The organism is Sphaerisporangium sp. NPDC004334, assembly GCF_053602655.1.
On the sequence record NZ_JBSGDZ010000018.1, the window covers coordinates 71228 to 86653 of the forward strand.

At 72.6% G+C, this 15426-nt stretch carries 15 protein-coding genes; 8 read left to right on the forward strand and 7 right to left on the reverse strand.

Annotation, left to right across the window (positions count from 1 at the left end; all coding sequences use genetic code 11):
* The first annotated feature begins 120 nt into the window (after nucleotides 1–120).
* The 3 genes from ACWEN6_RS23915 to ACWEN6_RS23925 all read left to right on the forward strand — a co-directional run bounded on the left by ACWEN6_RS23915 (nucleotide 121) and on the right by ACWEN6_RS23925 (nucleotide 1068).
* A complete protein-coding gene (locus ACWEN6_RS23915) occupies nucleotides 121–336 on the forward strand; it encodes a hypothetical protein (RefSeq protein ID WP_452572892.1) in 216 nt (71 codons plus the stop codon).
* Nucleotides 336–533 (forward strand): hypothetical protein, encoded by a 198-nt coding sequence (locus ACWEN6_RS23920; RefSeq protein ID WP_452572894.1) that lies wholly within the window; start codon nucleotides 336–338, stop codon nucleotides 531–533. Before ACWEN6_RS23915 ends, ACWEN6_RS23920 begins: the two co-directional genes overlap by 1 nt.
* 403 nt (nucleotides 534–936) lie before the next feature.
* On the forward strand, nucleotides 937–1068 hold the full coding sequence (locus ACWEN6_RS23925; protein WP_452572896.1) for a hypothetical protein: 132 nt from the start codon (nucleotides 937–939) through the stop codon (nucleotides 1066–1068).
* 136 nt (nucleotides 1069–1204) lie between these two features.
* Here the strand turns inward: ACWEN6_RS23925 and ACWEN6_RS23930 are convergent, their stop codons facing one another.
* On the reverse strand, nucleotides 1205–1513 hold the full coding sequence (locus ACWEN6_RS23930; RefSeq protein WP_452572898.1) for a hypothetical protein: 309 nt from the start codon (nucleotides 1511–1513) through the stop codon (nucleotides 1205–1207).
* Nucleotides 1514–2335 carry a lipase family protein gene (locus ACWEN6_RS23935; protein WP_452572900.1) on the reverse strand — a complete coding sequence of 274 codons (822 nt, stop codon included), beginning with the start codon at nucleotides 2333–2335 and terminating at the stop codon, nucleotides 1514–1516.
* A gap of 446 nt (nucleotides 2336–2781) precedes the next feature.
* Between ACWEN6_RS23935 and purB the strand changes: the two genes are divergently transcribed.
* The 3 genes from purB (at nucleotide 2782) to ACWEN6_RS23950 (ending at nucleotide 5847) form a co-directional block, all read left to right on the forward strand.
* Nucleotides 2782–4209, forward strand: a complete 1428-nt coding sequence (purB, locus tag ACWEN6_RS23940; protein WP_452572902.1) for an adenylosuccinate lyase — start codon at nucleotides 2782–2784, stop codon at nucleotides 4207–4209.
* Between the two features lie 213 nt (nucleotides 4210–4422).
* Nucleotides 4423–4944 (forward strand): GNAT family N-acetyltransferase, encoded by a 522-nt coding sequence (locus ACWEN6_RS23945; RefSeq protein ID WP_452572904.1) that lies wholly within the window; start codon nucleotides 4423–4425, stop codon nucleotides 4942–4944.
* Nucleotides 4945–5046: 102 nt separating this feature from the next.
* Nucleotides 5047–5847: an SAM-dependent methyltransferase gene (locus ACWEN6_RS23950; protein ID WP_452572906.1), complete on the forward strand. Its 801-nt coding sequence runs from the start codon at nucleotides 5047–5049 to the stop codon at nucleotides 5845–5847.
* A gap of 121 nt (nucleotides 5848–5968) precedes the next feature.
* On the opposite strand, the gene ACWEN6_RS23955 is transcribed toward ACWEN6_RS23950, so the two are convergent.
* The 3 genes from ACWEN6_RS23955 to ACWEN6_RS23965 all read right to left on the reverse strand — a co-directional run bounded on the left by ACWEN6_RS23955 (nucleotide 5969) and on the right by ACWEN6_RS23965 (nucleotide 10816).
* Nucleotides 5969–8521 carry a HelD family protein gene (locus tag ACWEN6_RS23955; protein WP_452572908.1) on the reverse strand — a complete coding sequence of 851 codons (2553 nt, stop codon included), beginning with the start codon at nucleotides 8519–8521 and terminating at the stop codon, nucleotides 5969–5971.
* Nucleotides 8522–8819: 298 nt separating this feature from the next.
* On the reverse strand, nucleotides 8820–10178 hold the full coding sequence (locus ACWEN6_RS23960; protein ID WP_452572910.1) for a hypothetical protein: 1359 nt from the start codon (nucleotides 10176–10178) through the stop codon (nucleotides 8820–8822).
* A complete protein-coding gene (locus ACWEN6_RS23965) occupies nucleotides 10175–10816 on the reverse strand; it encodes a helix-turn-helix domain-containing protein (protein WP_354926292.1) in 642 nt (213 codons plus the stop codon). Before ACWEN6_RS23965 ends, ACWEN6_RS23960 begins: the two co-directional genes overlap by 4 nt.
* Nucleotides 10817–11199: 383 nt before the next feature.
* On the opposite strand from ACWEN6_RS23965, the gene ACWEN6_RS23970 reads away from it, so the two are divergent.
* Entirely contained in the window at nucleotides 11200–12249 is a 1050-nt protein-coding gene (locus ACWEN6_RS23970) for a DUF4037 domain-containing protein (protein WP_452573118.1), read from the forward strand.
* Between the two features lie 114 nt (nucleotides 12250–12363).
* On the opposite strand, the gene ACWEN6_RS23975 is transcribed toward ACWEN6_RS23970, so the two are convergent.
* On the reverse strand, nucleotides 12364–13599 hold the full coding sequence (locus ACWEN6_RS23975) for an iron-containing alcohol dehydrogenase (RefSeq protein WP_452572912.1): 1236 nt from the start codon (nucleotides 13597–13599) through the stop codon (nucleotides 12364–12366).
* Between the two features lie 81 nt (nucleotides 13600–13680).
* Complete coding sequence (locus ACWEN6_RS23980; protein WP_452572914.1) at nucleotides 13681–15141, reverse strand: NAD-dependent succinate-semialdehyde dehydrogenase; 1461 nt, start codon at nucleotides 15139–15141, stop codon at nucleotides 13681–13683.
* A 16-nt stretch (nucleotides 15142–15157) separates the two neighbouring features.
* On the opposite strand from ACWEN6_RS23980, the gene ACWEN6_RS23985 reads away from it, so the two are divergent.
* Nucleotides 15158–15409 carry a hypothetical protein gene (locus tag ACWEN6_RS23985; RefSeq protein WP_452572916.1) on the forward strand — a complete coding sequence of 84 codons (252 nt, stop codon included), beginning with the start codon at nucleotides 15158–15160 and terminating at the stop codon, nucleotides 15407–15409.
* Nucleotides 15410–15426: the final 17 nt, after the last annotated feature.

Genomic DNA, 15426 nt, shown 5'->3' on the forward strand with positions numbered 1-15426 from the left:
CGGCCGGCCGGTTCGCCGACATCACCAGCGGGTGGATCGAGGAGTTCATCGAAGAAGGCCCGGCGGGAGCCCCGCGCCGGCGGCGGACAGTCCGACGCGCCGCGTTCGACGCCGGGTGATGTGAAGGCCGCGATCGTCGATGTCCTGGCCGACAACAACGGTAAGGCGATGGAGCTGGGGGAGTTGCTGCGGGCCGTGCTGCAGCGGCGCGTGGTCGCGGCCCCGAGTGAGATCTACGCCATGTTGAAGCGGCTGCTCAAGGACGGCCGGGTGTGGTCGGCGCAGCAGCACGGCACCGACATGTACTTCCTGCCCGAAGACGTGAAGGGGCTGTGATGACGAAGCTCGTGCAGATCGTTGTGGGCCTGGCGTGGGTGCAGACCTTGGCGGCGGCGTGCGACGTCCACCACGTGGAGGCAAGAGTCACCGTTCCCCTGGCGGTGCTCGTCGTGGTCACGGTGCTTCTGGCGCTCGGCGGCGTGGCGCCAGCGCGGCCGGTGTCGCGGCTACCACCGCGGTGGTGTGGTTGCTAACCGTGTCGACGTGGGGTGAGTGCGGAGGGACTGTGCTGGTGGGATCGGCCGTGGTGTTGCTGTCGAACCTTGCCGTGCGGGGCAGCTGAGGGCTACGCGGCCGTGGTAACTGTGGCGGCCGCGGACGGTATCGCGTTGGTGCTGTATGAGCTGGGCGAGTTCTTCGATGGGGAGGCCGCCGGGGACGTAGGCGGCGCGGGCGGCTTCCATGACGGGAAGTGCGTCGCGTCGAGCTCGCGCACGGGCGAGCATCCGCCCGGCGGCCGTCAGGGCTTGAGCACGAGTTACCACATGGTCAATTATGCGTCAGATGCGTCTGGCGCTCCAAATGCGTCACTCCTGAATATGGGGGGAAGGGCTTGGGCCTGGTCAAGAAGGTCGCATCTTTATTGCATGAGTTTCGATGTTCGGCGTGCCGACGCTGTACACGATCGTCGAGCGCACCAAGGAGCGTTTCTCGCGTCGCGGCGGCCGAGGCGCCCACGGCGCGCCCGAGGTCAAGGTCTACGACGCCGAGGCGCTGGCCGGCCGCTGACGGACGGTCCCGGCCCGGGCGGCCGTCCACTGTGGCCGTCCACTGTGGGCGGTCGTGGTGGCCGGTCGTGGTGGGCGCGTCGAACGAGGTGGACCTCACACTCCTACCGGGGACGCCGCGGCGTGGGGTGATGGGCCTACCGCAGGAGTGAGTCCGTCCACTCGGTCACCTGCCGGGCGATCGCGGGCAGCAGGGTGATGTGGTCGGCGCCGGGCACCGGCAGGAAGGTGACGTCGGTCCCGGCGGCGGACAGCTGCCGCACGGTCAGCTCGGTGAGGGCGAGCGGCACCCCGGTGTCGGCGGTGCCGTGCGCGATGTACACCGGCTTCGGGTAGCGGGCCGCGATGACCTCGTCGTCGGCGAGGGCGCGGGTCATCACCTCCGCCAGCGCCGCGGGGTCCTTGACCACCTCGCCGTTGGTGCGCCCGGTGGCGGCCCCGAGCATCTACTGCACGCACGCCCGCCCGGCCAGGCGCACCAGCTCCAGCCCGGCGGGGGTGAACCAGTCGGAGGGCCGGAAACCGGGTTCGGTGAGCGCGAGGGTGTGCCCGGTGTAGGGCACGGTGAAGGGGAGTTGCGCGGCCGGGTCGCGGAAGGCCGGGCTCGCCAGTTGGACGCCCCACTGGGTGATCGGGGCCATGGCGATGGTGCCGGCGTGCCGCAGCGTGGGCGCGTACCGGTGGGCCAGCGCCGCGGCGAACAGCGCGGCGTGCCCGCCCAGCGAGTACCCGGCCGCGACCCACGACCGGGAGACCGGGGCGATGTTCCGGGCGGCCCGCACGATGTCGATCATGTTGTACGCCTCGGACGCGCCGTCGACTCCGGGGCTTTCCGCCGGGGTGCCCAGGCCCTCGCCGTCGGTGACCGCGACCGCGTACCCGGCGGCGATCAGCGCCTCCTGCACCGCCCGTTCCCACGGGCTCGGCCCGGTGCGGGACGGCGCGCACGCGTCGCCCAGGCCGTCGAACCCGTGCCCGAAGGACACCACCGGCCAGCCGCCGGACGGCGGGCGGCCCGACGGCAGGGACAGGGTGCCGCCGACGACCGCGGGCCCGCCGTTCCAGGAGGTGGACAGGTACCGCAGCGACCACGACGGCCCGGCGCCGGCGAGCCGCGATGGCTCGGGCAGCGGCTCCAGCCGCACCGGGGTGCCCCGCCACTCCCCGCCGCCCTCCCGCGCCGCGGCCGCGTGCGCGTGTGCGGGTGTGGCGCCGGCGAGCAGCACGAGGGCCGAGGCGAGCGCGGTCAGTGTGCGGAGGATCGGCACGGCGCCTCCAGAGGTCGTACGGACCGGCTGGAGGTAGTCTCCCAAGCGGCGCGGGGGCGTCAAGGCGCCCGCCGCGTCTGGGTGTCGCGGCGGGCGAACCCACCGGCCGCTGTCCGGCGGGACGGGCCGAGTGGTGAAACTTCCATGGCCAGGGCCCCTGTGCTCGCCCGGCGCCACCTACGGCGTCGGCCCGGGTCCCGGTGTGGCACAGGCGGATGGAGCATCGGCGCCGCATGCGGGGATCGGCCGGGGATGCCATGGCAGGTCGCGTTGTTGTCGCACGGTTTCGGGGTTCGGCGTGCCGACGCTGTACCCGATCGTCGCCTGCCTCAAGGGGCGTTTCGGGTGTCGCGACGGCCGGGTGGCGCCCCGGGAGGTGAGGGGTCCGCGGCGAGCGGGGCCTCGCCCGCCGATGGCCGTCCCCGGGCCCTCTACACTGGGGCGACGTGACCAAGCCGCGTATTCCCAATGTCCTGGCCGCCCGCTACGCCTCGCCCGACCTGGCCCGTCTGTGGTCGCCCGAGCACAAGGTGGTGGCCGAGCGCCGCCTGTGGCTGGCCGTGCTGCGCGCCCAGGCCGAGCTCGGCGTCCCGGTGCCGGCGGGGGTGGCCGAGGACTACGAGGCGGTGGCCGGGAAGGTCGATCTGGACTCCATCGCCGAACGCGAGCGGCTGACCCGCCACGACGTCAAGGCGCGCATCGAGGAGTTCAACGCCCTGGCCGGGCACGAGCACGTGCACAAGGGCATGACCTCCCGCGACCTGACCGAGAACGTCGAGCAGCTGCAGATCCGCGACAGCCTGCTGCTGGTGCGCGACCGCTGCGTGGCGCTGCTGGCCCGCCTGGCGGAGCTGGCCGCCCAGCACTCCGGCCTGGTGATGGCCGGACGCTCCCACAATGTGGCCGCGCAGGCCACCACGCTGGGCAAGCGGTTCGCCACGGCGGCCGACGAGCTGCTGGTGGCCCTGGCCCGGCTGGAGGAGCTCATCGCTCGCTACCCGCTGCGCGGCATCAAGGGCCCGGTCGGCACCGCGCAGGACATGCTGGACCTGCTGGGCGGGGACGCGGCCAAGCTGGCGGCCCTCGAGGAGCGGGTGGCCGGGCATCTGGGGTTCACCGCCGGGTTCACCAGCGTCGGCCAGGTCTATCCGCGCTCGCTGGACTACGAGGTGCTGACGGCGCTGGTGCAGCTGGCGGCGGCGCCCTCCAGCCTGGCCAAGACGATCCGGCTGATGGCCGGGCACGAGCTGGTCACCGAGGGGTTCAAGAAGGGCCAGGTGGGGTCCAGCGCCATGCCGCACAAGATGAACACGCGCTCGTGCGAGCGGGTCAACGGGCTGACCGTCGTGCTGCGCGGGTACGCCTCGATGGCGGGGGAGCTGGCCGGCGACCAGTGGAACGAGGGCGACGTCTCGTGCTCGGTGGTGCGCCGGGTGGCGCTGCCCGACGCGTTCTTCGCCTTCGACGGGCTGGTGGAGACCATGCTGACCGTGCTGGCGGAGTTCGGCGCGTTCCCGGCGGTGATCGGCGCCGAGCTGGAACGCTACCTGCCGTTCCTGGCGACGACCAAGATGCTGATGGCCGCGGTGCGGGCGGGGGTGGGCCGCGAGAGCGCCCACGAGGTCATCAAGGAGCACGCGGTGGCCGCGGCGCTGGCGATGCGCGAGACCGGCTCGGCCAACCCGCTGCTCGACCGGCTCGCCGCCGACGAGCGGTTTCCGCTGGACCGCGCCGCGCTGGAGGCCCTGCTGGCCGATCCGGCGCCGTTCACCGGCGCCGCGGCGGCCCAGGTCGCGCAGGTGGTGGAGCGGGTCGGAGAGGTCACCGCCCGCCACCCGGAGGCCGCCGCCTACCGCCCCGGCGCCATCCTGTAACAGGCGAACGCGGCTCCGCCCACCCCTAGCCGTACCAGATGACTTACTTTGTAAAGCCGCCTGGTATGGACAAAAACCACCCCACCAGCATCACATCCTTCTCACCGGTCAAAAGGCCCCGCCGCGTGTCGCTCGCCGTGGGCTCCGCGCGGCGGCCGGTAAGGGGGGATAACCGGTACCGGCGGTGGCGGAGCGTCTGCTAGGAACGCAGGCGTGATCACTGGAGAACGCGTGCGGATGCGCGCCCTGGAACCGTCGGACGCCGAGACGCTGTGGCGCTGGCACAACGACCCCGAGGCCATGCGATGGATGAGCGACGGCTACCCGCCCTCGCTGGCTCACCTGACCAAGGAGCTGAGCGAGCGCGTGGCCGACACCTTCGGGGACCTCACGTTGATCATCGAGACCCTGGAGGGGCGGACGATCGGCATCGTGGCGCTGCGGGAGGCCGAGCCGGAGGTCGGTGACGCCAGGCTGGACATTTATCTGGGGGAGAAGGACACCTGGGGTAAGGGGTATGCGACCGAGGCGATGCGGCTGATCTGCCGGTACGGGTTCGGGCAGATGCGGCTGCACCGGATCACGCTGACGGCGGTCGCAGAGAACACCGCCGCGCGCCGGGTCTACGAGAAGGTGGGGTTCGTGGAGGAGGGGCGGATGCGCGAGGCGTTCCGGCGGGACGGGGTGTGGCACGACAAGGTCGTGATGGGTCTGCTGGAGGGCGAGTTGCGCTGAGGGGCGTGCCGGGGGCGGCGGGTGCTGCGATGATCGTGGCCGACCGCGTGCCGCCGGCGCCCGCCGCCGGTGGCGTTCCGACTTCACGACGAGGGTGCTGCCATGACCGAGGAGCAGAGGTTAGGGCCGATCGACACCACGACGCCGCATTCGGCGAGGGTGTGGAACTACTGGCTGGGCGGCAAGGACAACTACCCCATCGACCGGCAGGTGGGTGACCAGGTTCGCCTGGTGTATCCGGGCATCGTGGAGGTGGCCCGGCATTCGCGGGCGTTTCTGGGCCGGGCGGTGCGTCATCTGGCGGGTGAGGCGGGCATCGCGCAGTTCCTGGACATCGGGACGGGGTTGCCGACGGTGGACAACACCCACGAGGTGGCCCAGCGGGTGAACCCGGCCAGCCGCGTCGTCTACGTCGACAACGACCCGCTGGTGCTGGTGCACGCGCGGGCTCTGCTCGCGGGCACGCTGGAGGGCGTGTGCGATTACGTGAACGCCGATGTCCGCGATCCGGATCGTATCTTGGCCGAGGCGGCTCGCACGCTGGACTTCACCCGGCCGATCGGGTTGATGATGCTGGGCATCTTGGGCAACGTGTGGGACGACGCGGAGGCGAGCGCCGTCCGCGATCGGCTGGTGGCGGCGCTGCCGCCGGGCAGTTATCTGGTTTTGGAGGATGGCACCGACGCGGTGGACCCGGAGGCGGCGGCCCAGGCGGAGAAGACCCGCGCCGAGGCGGGGGATCCGTACAAGTTGCGCACGCCGCGGCAGATCGCGGCGTTCTTCGAGGGGTTGCGGCTGCTGGAGCCGGGGGTGGTGTCGGTGTCGCGGTGGCGGCCGGAGCCCAGCGCGTGGGGGTTGCCGGAGGAGGTCACCGCGTTCTGCGGGGTCGCGGTCAAGCCGTAGGGGGCCGCTCGGCGTGCTCCAGCGGCTGTGGGAAGGCGCGGGAGGCAGGTCGCACGCGATCACACGGCTGAGGGGCTGGCCGAGGAATACGGGGACGGGCCGGTGGCCGGGTGGGGCCGCGTCATGGGCGAGCCGGCCGGTCAGCCGTGTCCGGCCGTCCGGCCGGTTTCACGTGCGCGTCACCGGCGGGCTGGGCCGCGGCCGGCCGATGGCCGCGACGCAGGGGGGTGATGCGGGCGAGTTCGGCGGGCGGGGGCCCGGTGTGGACGACGCCCAGGCGGGATGTGGCGCGGGTCAGCGCCACGTACAGGTCGTTGCGGCCCTGCGCCGATCCGGTCGCGATGGCGGCCGGGTCGGCGATGAGCACGGCGTCGAACTCCAGCCCTTTGGCCTGCCGGGCGCTGAGCACGACCGCCGGGCGGGTCAGGTCGGGATGGGGGCCGTAGCAGACGGCGGGTACCGTCTGGGCGATCGCGGCGCCGAGTTCGGCGATGCGCTCCGGGGGGACGATCACCGCCAGCCGTCCGCCCGCGGTCGTCTCGGCGGCGGCGAGTTCGGCCAGCACCTGGGGCAGTTCGGCCGGGGTGGTGCCCATCCGCCAGGGCGGCACGCCGGTGCTGCGCACCGACCGGGGCGGGGGTGTGGCGGGGCTGATGGCGGCCAGCAGGTCCTCGGCGGCTGCCATGATCTCGGCGGGGGTGCGGTAGTTGACCGACAGCCGTGCCAGGCGGAACCGGTGGCCGACGTGCGGGGCGAGGACCTGCTCCCAGCTTGAGGCGCCGGCCGGGTCGCCGGTCTGGGCCAGGTCGCCGACCACGGTCATCGATCGTCCGGGGCAGCGTCGCATCACCGTCCGCCAGGCCATCGGTGACAGTTCCTGCGCCTCGTCCACGATGAGGTGGCCGAAGGCCCAGGTGCGGTCGGCGCGTGCGCGTTCGGCGAGCGTGGAGGTCGTGGCGTGGCGGTGGCGCTCGGCCAGCGCGCCGGCGTCGATCAGGTCGGCGGCGCTCAGCCCGTGGTCCCCGCTGTCATCGCCACCGTCCCCGCCGTTGCCGCCGTTCCTGGCGGGGTGGTCGGCGCCGCCGGCGGTGATGTCGAGCACGCCTTGGGCGTAGGCGACCTGCCGGGCGTGTTCGCGGGCCGCCCGGGCCCGCGTGGCCTGGTCGTCTTCGCCGAGCAGGTCGGCCGCCTCGTCCAGGAGCGGCACATCGGCGGGGCTCCAGCCGCCGCCGGGTGCCCGGGCGAGCAGGGAGCGTTCGGCGGCGGTGAGGCCGGGGGCGGCGCGGCGCAGCCGGTCGGGGTCGGCGTACAGCCGGGCCAGCAGCCGCTGGGGGGTCAGCGCTGGCCACAGGGCCTGCACCGCGGCGTGGACGCCGGGGTCCTCGCGCAGTTCCTGTTCCAGGGCCGGCGCGTCGCGGGGGCCGAGCAGGTCTCCCGGGCCGGCGGGGCCGGTGGTGGGGTCGAAGACGCCGTCCATGGCCGCGAGGTCGGCGTCGATGGCGGCGCCGACGCCGGACTCGGCCAGCACGTCGGCGATGTCGGCTTCCAGGCGGTCGGCCAGGCGGCGGGTGGTCTCGGCCAGTTCGCGGGCCAGGTGGGCGGTGATCTCGCGGGCCAGGACCCGCCGGGCCTGGTTGTGCGGCAGGCCGGTGGCGCGGGCGCGTTCGGCGGCCCGCCCGCAGGTCGCGCCGTCCAGGTGCAGGGGTTCGCCTGCGGCCTCGACGGTGAGGCCTTCGGCGGGCGGGGTCTGGTGCTCGCGCACGGCGGCGGCCACCACGGCGGCCATCTCGGCTCTGCCTTTCAGCGCGGCCACGGCGGGGTCCTCCACGCGGTCGGCGCTCACGCCGGGGAACAGGTCCGCCACGGTGGCCGGCACTGCGCCGGTCTCGCCGAGGCCGGGCAGCACCTGCTCGATGTAGGTGAGGAAGGCGGCGCTGGGGCCGATGACGAGCACGCCGCCTGCGGCCAGGCGGGGCTGGGTGTAGAGCAGGTAGGCGGCGCGGTGCAGGGCGACGGCGGTCTTGCCGGTGCCCGGGCCGCCCTGGACGACCAGCACGCCGCGGTGGGGGGCGCGGATGACGGCGTCCTGTTCGGCTTGCAGGGTGGCCACGATGTCGTGCATGCGGCCGGTCCGTTCGGCGTCGAGGGCGGCCAGCAGCGCGGCTTGGCCCACCACGGGCAGGTCTTGGCCGTCGGCGGGCGGCCGGCCGAGGATCTCGTCGTCCAGGCCGGCCACCTGCCGGCCGCGGGTGGCGATGTGGCGGCGTCGCCGCACTCCGTGGGGGGCGGCGGCGGTGGCGGTGTAGAAGGGGCGTGCGGCCGGGGCGCGCCAGTCGATCAGCGGTGGCCCGGTCTGGCCGGTGTCGTCGCTGTCGTCGTGCTCCTGGCGCAGTCCGATGCGGCCGATGTAGCGGTGCTCGCCGTCGTCGAGGTCCAGCCGGCCGAAGCACAGGCCGTTCTCGGCGGCCTCCAGCCGGGCCAGCCGCCCGGCGTGGCGCTGGACGGCGGCGTCGCGTTCGGCGTGGGCCTGGGGGGTGCCGCCGCCCTCCCGTAACGCCGCGGCCAGGCGCGCCGCCGCCTGGCCGCGCAGCGTGTCGAGTCGTTCGTACAGTGTGCGCAGGTGGCGCTGTTCGCCGTCGATCTGCGCGCGCATGCTGTCGTCGTCGTGGGTCACCGGGTCCGTCCTGTTCGTCCGCTGTCCCTGGGGCGTGCCTGTGAGGGGCCGCCGGGGGTCAGCCCAGGGTGCGGGATGAGAGGCGCCGAAGACCAGTCTTGTTCTTGCGCGCCGCGTCAGCCGCCTCGCGTTTCCGCAGCTCATGGCCTGGTAGTCGAGAGCCCGCCCCAGCCGGACGGCGCTTTGGCCGGGCCGCCGGCATACGACGCGGAAGGCCTCGCCGCGTCGTTGGCGGCGGCTCGGGGGCGGGGGAGAGGCCAGTGGAGTTACGGACGCGCGGACCTGAAGATCCGTCGGGTCAGGTGGGGGAGGGGGCGTCCGTGCTCTGACCGGGCGGCACCGTGGTGGTGTGCGGGGATGTGACCGTGGCGGTCGCGGGAGACGATGCGCCGCGGTGACTCCACAGCAGCGCTCCTGTGGCCGACACGGCGCCTGCGAACAGCCAGGGAACCGGGCCGGGCGGCAGGACACCGATGAGCAGGCCGGTGAGGGCGCCGGCCAGTTGCAAGGCCAGAGACTGGACCGACAGGGCGGTCGCGCGGCCGGCGCGGGTGACACGGCGGTGCAGCAGGTCGTTCTCGCTCGGTCCGGCGCAGCCGCGCCCCAGGTACACCAGGGCGTAGCCGGTGACCGCGAGGATCGTCGCGGGCGCGGCGGTGGATGCCGCGGTGACGCCGAGCAGGAGCAGTCCGCAGGCGCTGGTCGCAAGACCTGCCAGGACGGCGCGTTCGCCGCCGCCGGTGAGGCGCGCGGTGAACGGTGCGAGGTGGCTGCCGAGGCCCGAGCACAGAAAACCGGCGCAGGCGAGCGAGGCGAAGACCACCGCGCCCGACTCCGATGCGCCGGTCAGGGCCGCGACGCGGCCCGGCGAGAGCAGCTCGACGGCGGCCAGGGTGCCGCCGGCGGCTCCCGCGCTGAGCAGGACGCGGCGCACCAGCCCGTCACGTGCGCCCAGGCGCAGTCCGCCCGCGATGGTGGCGGGGATGCCGCGCAGTACGCCGCGCACCGTGGCCGCCGGCCGAGGCTGCTCGCGCAGGGCCGTCAGGACGTACAGCACGAAGACGATCTCGATGGGGGCGGCCAGCAGTAGCGGGATGGACAGAGGAACGACCAGGCCCGAGGTCGCCTCTGTGAGCCATCTGCCCATCTGCGGGCCGGTCGTCAGCAGCCAGGGCACGGCGCCGCCGAGCAGGGTGCCGGTGGCGAGCGCGGCCGAGGTCGCGGTCTTCCCCCGGGCCAGACCGGTGTGCAGGTCGGCGCCGGGGCCGCTATGTGCCTGGGCGATGTCCACGTACCAGGCCTCGGCGGGCCCGCTGGACAGGGCGCGGCCGGCGCCCATGAGCACCATGCCGCAGGTGAGGACCCAAGATGCGGCGCCCAGGCCCACGAGTATGAGAGCGGCCAGATTCAGCAGCCCGGCGGCGGCCAGGACGGTGCGGCGGCCTAGGACGTCGGACAGCCCTCCTGTGGGAAGCTCCAGCCCGGCGGCGGTGAAGGAGTGCGCGGCGAACAAGCCGGCGATGGCCGCCAGGGACAGACCGCGTTGGGTGAACAGAAGGATCAAAGGCGCGATGGTCAGACCGGCCGCGAGCCAGAAGAGCGCACAGGCTGTGACGTAGCGGCGGCGGGCGGCGCGCGTGTCCAGCGGCTCGGTCATGGCGCGTCGTCCTCCGGGCGCGACGGGAGGGGGGTGCCGGGATCCGCGGCGGGATCGTAGGGTGCGAGAGGCAGTCCGGCGATGAGGAAGACGATCTGCGCGGCGCGTGGGTCGTCGGCGTCGCGGCCGGTCAGTTCCGCCACCTTCCGATCGACCACCTGCCGCAGCTCGGTGAGGGACTCGGGGGTCAGCCGGAGCAGCAGGTCTGTCATGTCCGATGGTTCGAGCCACTCTTGGCCGAGTCGCCCGGCGGCGATGTCGGCCTCATGCCGGGCGAGGGACGCTTGCAGGTGTTCGATCTGCCGCCTGCGTGCGAAGCCGACGAAGGCGCGGCTTTGCGGGGCGGTGTCCATCGCGGTGTTGCTCCACGACGTCACCGAGTGCACCGCCCGCCAGCGGCGCTCTCGCCTGTCGCGGTGCTCGGCTTCGGCGACGAACGCGTATCTCGCCAGAACCCGCAGGTGGTAGCTGGTGGAGGAGGAGGTCTGCCCGGTTCTGACGGCGAGTTCGCTCGCTGTGGCGGGCCCGTCTTGCCGCAGCAACCCCAGCAGCCGGATGCGCAAGGGGTGCGTGAGCGCCTTCAGTGCGGCGGCATCCTGCTCAGGGTCCAGAACGCGTTTGTGCTGTTCGCCTGCCATGGCTGAAGAGTAGATCCACGAACCGTCTTTCCCAAAGTATTTATGCAAAAATTGTTTGGGAAAGTGCTGCAGTGGGCGCGGAGACGGGGGCGGGGGAGTGGCGAAAATCGGCACCGGGCTGCGGATGCTCTGGAGCCGGTCACGCCATGGGGGCGACCGGCTCGGCGCGGGACTACCGAGCGGTGCCTGGCGTGATCCCGTTGACAGTGATGAGCGCCACTGGCCTGCTGTCCGTTTTGACTTACTTTGTAAAGAAGGGCGGGTGGAACGAACCCACACTATTCGCCCTCCAGAACCTCTCAACCAAGCGAAGAGGCCAGGGCAGAAGTGTGCGAGGAAAACCAGGTGAAGCGGAGCGGTCCGCGAGGCACAGTTGTTGAGTGATGTCCGATTACGCTGCTGGTTTCGTGCCGGGTCTGCCCCTGTCACGCGCGTTCTATACAGAAGTCGTCCACCCCCTGATCGGCCAGGTGCCGCACGGCGCCGCGCTGATCGGCCCGGGCTCGGAGGTACTGGCCTTCGACACCGAACGCTCGGCCGACCACGACTGGGGGCCGCGGGTGCTGGTGTTCGTCCGGCCCGGGTTCGAGGCCGGTCTGGCGGAGCGGCTCGGCGCCGCGCTGCCCGAGCGGTTCCGCGGCTACCCGACCGTTTTCGGGTCCGACCGCAACCCGCCCCGGCACGGGGTGGTGGTCACCGTGTTCGAGCAATGGGCGCGCTCGCGGCTCGGGTTCGACCCGCGCGGCCCGATCGGCACGGCCGACTGGCTCGGGGTGTCCTGGCAGCGGCTGGCCGAGATGACCAGCGGCGAGGTGTTCCACGACGGGCTGGGTGAGCTGGAGACCGCCCGGGCCAACCTGCGCTGGTACCCCCAGCAGGTGTGGCGGTACGTGCTGGCCTGTCAGTGGCGGCGGGTCGCAGAGCTGGAGAGCTTCCCCGGGCGGTGCGGCGAGGTCGGCGACGACCTGGGGTCACTGCTGGTCACCGCCCGCCTGGTCGAAGAGCTGATGCGGCTGTGCCTGCTGATGCGCCGCCGCTACCCGCCCTACGCCAAGTGGCTGGGCAGCGCGTTCGCCCGTCTGGGCGGGTCGGCGGAGCTGGGGGAGATGTTCGCCGCGGCGCTGGCGGCGCGCGGCTGGCGGGAGCGCGAGGAGCACCTGTGCCGCGCCTACGAACGGGTGGCCGCGCTGCACAACCGTCTCGGGCTGACCGAACCGTTGCAGGCGTCGGTGCGGGAGTTCCACGACCGGCCGTTCCGGGTGATCGGCGCCGGCCGCTTCGCCGACGCGCTGCTGGGCACGGTGGACCCCGCGCTGCGGGCCTCGCGCGCCGACGGGTCGGTGGACCAGTTCTGCGACAGCGTGCAGGTGCTGGGCGACAGCACCCGTTCTGTGGCCGTCGTCCGCGCGCTGCGCGACCCGGCCGGCACCTGAGCCCATGTCTCACACCGGCGGTGTGCGCGGTGCCGCTTTGCGCTCGTGCCGGCGGCGCATCATCGCGCGGGTCTCGTCTCTGAGGAACTGGATGAGCTCCAGCGTCTCCCGTCGCTATCTCTGCTCCGGAGTCAGGACGTGCCGGGTCCGGTCTCCGATCCAGGCCGCTTCGAGGATCGCGGTCAGGCTGGCGGTGTCGGTGGGGCCTGGATGGTTCTGGATCAAGCGGGTGACGCCACCGGCCATCTCCGCGAAGCGCGGGAGGTCGGAGCGTGCCACGCCGATGTCCGCCAAGGTGGCAGGGATGCCGATGTCGGCGAGGAGCCCGTCGAGCCAGGTGAGGAACGTATCTGCGGCCTCGGCATCCGAGGCGCCGGTCACGTCGAGCCCGCACACTCGGGCGAGGGTGGTCAACCGGTCTTCGATGGCATCCCTGGCCGCGTCCAGCGCGTAGGGCAGCAGAAGTCCGACGCCCAGGCCGTGCGGTGTGTGGGTGGCCGCGCCGATGGGGTACTGGAGGGCGTGCGGAGCCCCGTTGCCCGCGTGGGAAAATGCGAGTCCGGCCAGCATGGACCCGTAGGACATGTCCGCGCGCGCGTCCTTGTCGCCTCCGTCCCTGACGACACGGGGCAGGCTGCGGGCGATCCGCTCCGCGGCCAGGAGCGCGTAGTGATCGGTGATCGGGTTGCGGCCGAGGAAGACCTGCTCCACCGGGTCGCGCGGTCCGTGGGCCCGGGGTCGCGCGGTGTAGCTCTCCACCGCGTGGCAGAACGCGTCGATGCCGGAGTGGGCGGTGACGGTCGCAGGGCAGGTGTAGGTGAGCTCGGGGTCGACGATGGCGAAGTCGGGCACGATGTGGACGCTGGAGACCCCCACCTTCAGCTCGCGGTCCGGGTCGGTCAACACCGAGACGGGCGTGAGCTCGGAGCCGGTGCCCGACGTCGTCGGGACCGCGACGAGAGGGATCGTCGGCCCCGGCACCTTCGACTCGCCGTAGAAGTCGCGCGGCGTCCCACCGTGGCGCCGGATGACGCCGACGATTTTGGCCAGGTCGATCACCGTGCCACCCCCGATGGCGAGGATCACGTCGGCGTTCACCTCTGCGGCGACCGAGACGGCCAGGGCGACATCGGTGAGTGGCACGTCCGGAGTCGCGTCGGCGAACACCCCGGCGACGTCGACCTTCTCCCGCACGGCGGCCACGATCTCGGCCACGCCCGGCTGCCCCAGAAGAACCCGGTCGGTCACGATGAGGACGCGCGAGCCACACTCGGCCACCACTCGTGGGATGTTCTGCGCGACCCCTTCTCCCACTATCAGCTGGCGTGGTCCGCGGACGGTCTCAAGCATGTCAGTGCCTCTCTGGAACGTTGGCGGTGAGTTGCCGGCGGACGTCGAGGTCGCCTGCGAGACCGGGACGGCGCAGGCCGGTCACGGTAGGTCGATCGCCGCGTAGGTGACGTCGAGGTACTCGAGGATGCCCTCGTGCGACCCCTCCTTGCCGATCCCGGACTGCTTCACGCCTCCGAACGGAGCCGACGGGTCGGAGATCAGGCCACGGTTGATGCCGAGCATCCCCGTCTCCAGCCCCTCGGTGAACCGCAGCGCCCGCTGGAGGTCACGGGTGAAGACGTATGCGACCAGGCCGTGCTCGGTGTCGTTGGCCTTCGCGATCACCTCCTCGTCGGAGGTGAAGGAGATGATCGGCGCCACCGGGCCGAAGATCTCCGCCTGCAGCATCCGCGCGTCTTCGGGCACGTCGGCGAGGACCGTGGGCGGGTAGAAGTGGCCCGGCCCCTCCGGACGCTCGCCGCCCACCAGGACGCGGGCGCCGCGATCGACCGCGTCGGCGACGAGCTCGTCGATCTTGGTGACCGAGGCCTCGTCGATCAGCGCCCCGACGTCCACGCCGTCGTCGAGGCCGTGGCCCACCGAGAGCGCGCCCATCCGCTCGGCGAAGCGCGCCGTGAACTCCTCGCGCACCGGCTCCTCGACGTAGATGCGGTTGGCCGCGATGCAGGACTCCCCGATGTTGCGCATCTTGGCCACCATGGCACCGTCGAGCGCGACGTCCAGGTCCGCGTCGGCACACACGATCAAGGCCGCGTTGCCGCCCAGTTCCATGGAGGTGCGCAGCACGTTGTCCGCCGCCTGTCGTAGCAGCACGCGCCCGACCTCGGTGGACCCGGTGAAGGAGAGCTTGCGGGTCCGGCGGTCGGCCAGCAGTGCTGAGACCACCTCGCCGGCACGCTCGGTCGTCACGACGTTGACGACGCCCGGGGGAACGCCGACCTCCTCCATGATGCGGGCCAGGAGCAGCATGGTGAGCGGGGTCTGGGATGCCGGCTTGGTGATCGTCGTGCAGCCCGCCGCCAGCGCGGGAGCGATCTTGCGGGCACCCATGGCCAACGGAAAGTTCCAGGGCGTCACGAAGACGCACGGTCCGACCGGCTTCGGGACGGTGAGGATGCGATATCCACCTGCGGGAGCGGTGTTGTAGCGCCCCTCGACGCGCACCGCCTCCTCGGCGAACCAGCGGAAGAACTCGGCGCCGTAGGCCACCTCTGCCCGAGCCTCGGCGAGCGGCTTGCCCATCTCGAGCGTTATCAGCCGGGCGACCTGCTCGGATCGCTCGGTCAGTGCCCGGTAGGTGGCGGTCAACAGCTCTGACCGTTTCCGCGGCGGGGTCGCCGCCCACCCCGCCATCGCCGTGCTCGCCGCGTCCAGAGCGGCGAGCCCGTCAGCGGCGTCGGCGTCCGCCACCTCGGCGATGGTCTTGCCGGTGGCCGGGTCCTCGACGGCGAAGGTGGCTGCGCCGGCGGCGTCGCGCCAGGCGTCGCCGATCCGCAGCCGCCGGTGCTCGGGGGCCAGGACGTTCATCGGGTCACTCATCGCGTCGCCTCCTGTGATGTTCTCGGTGATGTCCAGCGTGACCTCGGCGATCGCGCCACGCGCGGTGACGAACGGGTCACACGACCTCGTCGGGGTCGAGGTCGCCGAGCGGGTCGGACGTGGCCTCGGCCCCGGCCGCGGGGCGACGCAGCGCGCCACCGATCGCCTTCTCGGGCCATGGCCGCTTCGGCGTCGTGAGGCCGTGCTCACCGGTGACCGTCCGCGAAGGCTCGATCGCCGCGTGCGGGCGCGTGCGGGCGCATGGTGACGTCGCCGCCCCGCGCG

Coding starts and splice junctions, on each gene's coding strand:
- ACWEN6_RS23960 (WP_452572910.1), bottom strand. CDS start 10,178: ATGACCGAGCCGCTGGACACGCGCGCCGCCCGCCGCCGCTACGTCACA.
- ACWEN6_RS23970 (WP_452573118.1), top strand. CDS start 11,200: ATGTCCGATTACGCTGCTGGTTTCGTGCCGGGTCTGCCCCTGTCACGC.
- ACWEN6_RS23920 (WP_452572894.1), top strand. CDS start 336: ATGACGAAGCTCGTGCAGATCGTTGTGGGCCTGGCGTGGGTGCAGACC.
- ACWEN6_RS23985 (WP_452572916.1), top strand. CDS start 15,158: ATGTTCTCGGTGATGTCCAGCGTGACCTCGGCGATCGCGCCACGCGCG.
- ACWEN6_RS23925 (WP_452572896.1), top strand. CDS start 937: ATGTTCGGCGTGCCGACGCTGTACACGATCGTCGAGCGCACCAAGGAG.
- ACWEN6_RS23965 (WP_354926292.1), bottom strand. CDS start 10,816: ATGGCAGGCGAACAGCACAAACGCGTTCTGGACCCTGAGCAGGATGCC.
- ACWEN6_RS23980 (WP_452572914.1), bottom strand. CDS start 15,141: ATGAGTGACCCGATGAACGTCCTGGCCCCCGAGCACCGGCGGCTGCGG.
- ACWEN6_RS23930 (WP_452572898.1), bottom strand. CDS start 1,513: ATGCTCGGGGCCGCCACCGGGCGCACCAACGGCGAGGTGGTCAAGGAC.
- ACWEN6_RS23950 (WP_452572906.1), top strand. CDS start 5,047: ATGACCGAGGAGCAGAGGTTAGGGCCGATCGACACCACGACGCCGCAT.
- ACWEN6_RS23975 (WP_452572912.1), bottom strand. CDS start 13,599: ATGCTTGAGACCGTCCGCGGACCACGCCAGCTGATAGTGGGAGAAGGG.